Origin of the sequence: Cyanothece sp. BG0011 (assembly GCF_003013815.1) — a bacterium.
Classification (GTDB): domain Bacteria; phylum Cyanobacteriota; class Cyanobacteriia; order Cyanobacteriales; family Microcystaceae; genus Crocosphaera.
Genome location: NZ_PRLH01000128.1, coordinates 1 through 4,844, shown reverse-complemented (window position 1 = coordinate 4,844; position 4,844 = coordinate 1). Strand labels below are relative to the sequence as shown.

The window sequence follows — 4,844 nt, the reverse complement described above, 5'->3', positions numbered from 1 at the left end:
TAATTATAAGTTAGCAACAATGTCGTATCGATCTAAGCCATCTGCTGACCCCTGTGTAACTACCTTCGATGAGTTTGTGCGACTGGCGAATTATTCTCTGATGAATACCTTAAATGCCGACCCTGACGCCACGGTCGATGGGGATGATCACCGTCCTCGCCAGGTTTTCTCTGGTCATTTCGTACCTGTGACACCTACACCGCTTACAGAACCAGAATATGTAACCCATAGTGGCACCTTCTTTCAAGAACTTGGGTTGAGCGATGATCTGGCACTTGATGGAAAATTTCGCCAGGTATTTTCTGGTGATATCTCTGCTGCCCATGAGCCTATGCGTCCGGTTGCTGGGCAACTGGTTATGCCCCTGTCGATTTATGGCAACGAATATATCCAAAATTGTCCATTCGGTACTGGGAATGGTTATGGCGATGGTCGGGCGATATCTGTGTTTGAAGGAATAATCAATGGTCAGCGTTGGGAAATGCAATTGAAAGGTGGCGGACCCACGCCTTATTGCCGTGGTGCCGACGGGCGCGCAGTGCTACGTTCAAGTGTGCGTGAGTTTCTGGCGCAAGACTATATGCACGCCTTAGATGTACCAACATCGCGTTCTTTGACACTGTATGTGTCTAAATCTGAGACTGTTACCCGGCCTTGGTATTCTCAAGACTCCCACTCCACCGACCCTGATATTTTGGTGGACAATCCTGTGGCTATTTCAACTCGCGTTGCACCCTCCTTTTTGCGCGTTGGTCAGCTAGAGTTATTTGCCCGCCGCGCTCGCAGTAATGCTCATCCGAGAGCATTAAAAGAGTTGAGCATGATAGTGTCCCATTTAATCGAGCGAGAATACAAAAGCGACATTAATCAAAACCTTGGTAAAGCCTATCAATTGGTTGAGTTGGCTAAGCTATTTCGCCAACGTCTTACTTCACTGGTGGCCAATTGGCTACGGGTTGGTTATTGCCAGGGTAATTTTAACAGCGATAACTGCGCCGCTGGTGGCTTTACCCTCGACTATGGACCATTTGGGTTTTGTGAAAAATTTGACCCTTGGTTTCAACCTTGGACCGGCGGCGGCCAACACTTTTCATTCTTCAATCAGCCCATGGCAGCCGAAGCGAATTATTATATGTTTTGGAAAGCGGTGAGACCGCTACTTGCAGAAGATGCTGAAGCTTTAGAACAGTTCGACCAAGTAGGTCGTGACTTTGCACAGGCAATGCAAGAACAAATCCAAAAAATGTGGGCGGCTAAACTTGGCTTAACTGAATTTAACCCAGAGCTATTTGAGACCCTAATGCAGTTAATGACCAACTCAGAGGTAGATTACACCATTTTCTTCCGCGAGTTATCCCATATACCAGAGGATGTTGAACCATTGAAAAAGAGCTTCTATACTGAAACGTCACAACAAATTGATGAACAATGGCAATCTTGGCTACAAAGCTGGCACAACCTCCTCAGGAACCACGGCAATCTAGCTGATATCTCAAAAAATATGAAACAGACTAACCCAAAATATACATGGCGAGAGTGGCTGATTGTTCCCGCGTACCAACAGGCCATGCAGGGTGACTATACGTTAGTGAAAGAGTTACAAACCGTATTTAGCTATCCATATGATGAACAATCACAAGACGTAGAAGATAAATACTATCGTCTGAGACCTAGGGCATTTTCTGACGTTGGTGGCGTGTCGTATTATAGCTGTTCATCGTAAACAACCCCTCCCTGCTTAAGACAGAGGAAGGGGAGGGATAGCGACATCTTGTTTATGTTCAACCATAAATATTTTCCACTAAACTCAAAATTTCCTCTTCCAAGGGAGTCAGATAAGGCCGATCAATTTTACCTAGTAACCGTAGCACTCCCTTGGCCGTCTTTTCTAACTCCGCCCCTTGTAGTCGCTGAATTCTACCGTTAAGATTTTGAATGGACTCACAATCTTCTTCCGTATATTCTAATTCTCGCAAGAACTCAATTTCAATTCCTTCTAATTCATCATCCCAAGTTTGTAGATTGCAAGTGGTTTTTGTTAATGCTGTTACAATTCCCCAACAACCATTTTTCCCTTTTAATTCAGGGTTATCTTGAGCAACAATACCCACCACTTCCCCTAACTCAAAGGGGTTCTCTGCCTCCTCTCTGGTCATTTCCCGTACCACTTTTTTAACGATGTGATGACGGGGAACTTTCCCATCAGAGATCGCTACTGCTTTGTCCCAAGCTTCTACTTGTAGTGGTGGTTTTTTCAAGACTCCTAAGGGCCTAACCTGAAATTCGCTCTGTGGAAGAACTTCACAACCACCGGCTTCTAGATTCTCGTAGATGGTGGCGGCTACGATTAGATAGTCTGACTTTTGACGGGAATGGCCAAATGTTTCACGACAATAAACGGCGAAACTGGGATGAGTGTCACGGTACAGCTTTTTGTCCCGTAGTTCTTGTAGAGCTTTACCGGCAGCCCATACAGCACCACTTACTATAGATTCTAACCGTTGCTTTTCGGCCTCTTCAGCTTCACTAAGGGGTTGAAAAGGACTTTCGATACGGTTTGAGTCCTCGGACACTACCTCAACATCAATGGTTGGCACTGACTGAGACTGAGACTGTGCCAATAGTTGGTTAAACTCGTCCTGAGTCAAATAATCTTGTGCTGAACTTCGTCTTCTTCGGTATCGTGCTATGGTTCACTTCCTCATGTAATTGTAATTCTAATTTTAATTGACCTGGACTGATATTTCCTCGTTGGCCTCTGTGCATATAAAGATGGCAGCCACTGCACAAAGGAATCAGATTAGATTCATGGTTATTACTTGGATCATAATCAGAATGATGGACGGTTAAAGTATATTTGGTTCTTAAACTTTTATCGGTCAACCATTGTTGTATGATTATCAACCAAAATAGGAGTAATGATAGGGGATAAATGGCTTTATACAGTATGGTAGGACAAAAGTTAATAGATACTTTATCATCGGGAGATAGACAGATTTGCCCACATTTAGAACAAGTCCAATTAGCCGACTGTTTAACCCTTAAGGCAATTTCGTCCCAATTATCAGGATACCTATCTCTATTTTTCATGGATTCTGAAGTTGATAATTAGAAGTTTATTTTATCATCCGAATCCCCAAGAATCAATTAATTGATTGATACTCAAGAGATATTTATAGGGGCAATTTATTGATAGTAAATTGACTTAAATATAGCCTATTCGTAGTTCTTACTCTTTTGGATGACAGCCTAAAGTGATACCCGTCACCGAAATGAGAACAAGATTATCTTGATAATCATAGCCGAATTAGAGATAATTAACGGTAACGTATAGCCTTTAAAGACTTAAAACGATGACTATTACAGAAGCAGTTGAATTTGCTAAAAAGTTTAACTGGACTGCTGCTGATGCTAAAAGAGCTTTTATTGACTTAGATTTAAACAAAGCCAATGAACAAGACTTATTGATGGCATTAGCGAACTTTGCAGGTCAAGAATTATTAAATCGTCAGCGACTTCAAGCAGCACAGAAAGCACAAGTAACGAGAAAGAAAAATGAAATCAAACAAATAGAAACCGAATATCAACAACAGATGGAACAAAGTAAACAAAGCATAGAAGAAATGCAAAGTTTGTTTATTCCTGTGATTGCTAAACTTTACCGTTTTTCTAAGCAATTTGGATTACAAGATCCTTGGATTGAAGCCATGTTAGAAACCTATGAACAACATCACCCAAAAGCTTCATAATGAATCATCACCCATTCAAAATGAACCGTTAATCACCACTCGAATACAGTTAAAAGGTTATGGTGCGAGTCAATATCAAGCGAGAATCATTACTCAGCCATTGACTCCTATTGGTGTGAATAAAAGGTCTTATACTTATGCGGTAAGTGATGTTATCTCATCAACCAGAATAATCTTAGAAAATCCTCGGATTCACTCATCAACTCGACATCAACTCGAAGCTATTTTAACCAGTTTATTAAACCGCTTAGATAATGTTGTGAATGTACCGTTTATTCAAGGAACTGACCCTCAATTAAGTCAAGTTAGTAAAGAGTTATTTAAAAAGATGACTACGATCAATCATTATTTAACAGAACTTAATGCTAATATAGCTACCATTAAAGGAAAAAATCAATAATGAAATGGATAATCAAGTTGACTCTTTACAGAAATTAAGTAAAAAATTATTCCGATTAAACTTTAAAGTCAATGAATACTTAAAACAAACAGAAAAGAAAATCGAGAAGATAAAAAGTAAATATGAGCCAAGAAATCAGTTTAATGCTTGGCGAGATTCTCAGGAAGGAAAACAATGGAAAGAACAACAATATCGGCGACAGAATAAACGTTGTCCGATTTGTCAACAACCGATTATGTCTTTAAAAGGTTCTCATATTGACCATATTAAACCCCTTTCAACTCATCCTCATTTAGCCTTAAATACCAAAAACATGAGAATTACTCATGGAGCTTGTAATCTTTTAAAGGGTAATGAAACTAAAAACTAAGTTGTCTAGCTTTACTATTATAAATTAATTATTAATCCTTCTAAAATAATGTTAAATCTTGAGATAATGTACTATACTTTAAAAAGAGTTGTAAATATTAGCATTTTCTGAGGGGTTCAGTAATGAAGGAGATAAGGTATTCTTTTGGATTATGTTGTTTACGGGCTGTCGACTAAATGAAGTTTGTACTTTAGAAACAACTGATGTGTATGACAAATCTGGTTTGGTTAGGGATGGAATAATTGTTAGGAATAAGAAAACCTTGGAAACAAGAATCATCCCAGTGTGTGAACCATTAAGAGAACTGTTGAGCAACTACAGTTTT

The 4,844-nt window shown here is 39.8% G+C and carries 6 protein-coding genes; 4 read left to right on the top strand and 2 right to left on the bottom strand.

The genetic code is table 11. From position 1 onward, the window contains the following. The first annotated feature begins 19 nt into the window (after positions 1-19). Positions 20-1,723, top strand: a complete 1,704-nt coding sequence (locus tag C4E06_RS16030; RefSeq protein ID WP_107668975.1) for a protein adenylyltransferase SelO family protein — start codon at positions 20-22, stop codon at positions 1,721-1,723. Between the two features lie 58 nt (positions 1,724-1,781). On the opposite strand, the gene C4E06_RS16025 is transcribed toward C4E06_RS16030, so the two are convergent. Together C4E06_RS16025 and C4E06_RS16020 are read right to left on the bottom strand one after the other, a co-directional pair. Beyond that, positions 1,782-2,621 (bottom strand): hypothetical protein, encoded by an 840-nt coding sequence (locus tag C4E06_RS16025; RefSeq protein ID WP_107668976.1) that lies wholly within the window; start codon positions 2,619-2,621, stop codon positions 1,782-1,784. A 7-nt stretch (positions 2,622-2,628) separates the two neighbouring features. After that, positions 2,629-3,090, bottom strand: a complete 462-nt coding sequence (locus C4E06_RS16020) for a hypothetical protein (protein WP_198648738.1) — start codon at positions 3,088-3,090, stop codon at positions 2,629-2,631. Between the two features lie 263 nt (positions 3,091-3,353). Between C4E06_RS16020 and C4E06_RS16015 the strand changes: the two genes are divergently transcribed. The 3 genes from C4E06_RS16015 to C4E06_RS16005 are packed head-to-tail and all read left to right on the top strand — an operon-like array spanning position 3,354 to position 4,519. Beyond that, positions 3,354-3,749: a hypothetical protein gene (locus C4E06_RS16015; RefSeq protein ID WP_107668974.1), complete on the top strand. Its 396-nt coding sequence runs from the start codon at positions 3,354-3,356 to the stop codon at positions 3,747-3,749. After that, a complete protein-coding gene (locus C4E06_RS16010; protein WP_107668973.1) occupies positions 3,721-4,149 on the top strand; it encodes a hypothetical protein in 429 nt (142 codons plus the stop codon). Before C4E06_RS16015 ends, C4E06_RS16010 begins: the two co-directional genes overlap by 29 nt. A gap of 4 nt (positions 4,150-4,153) precedes the next feature. Next, on the top strand, positions 4,154-4,519 hold the full coding sequence (locus tag C4E06_RS16005) for an HNH endonuclease (protein ID WP_107668972.1): 366 nt from the start codon (positions 4,154-4,156) through the stop codon (positions 4,517-4,519). Positions 4,520-4,844: the final 325 nt, after the last annotated feature.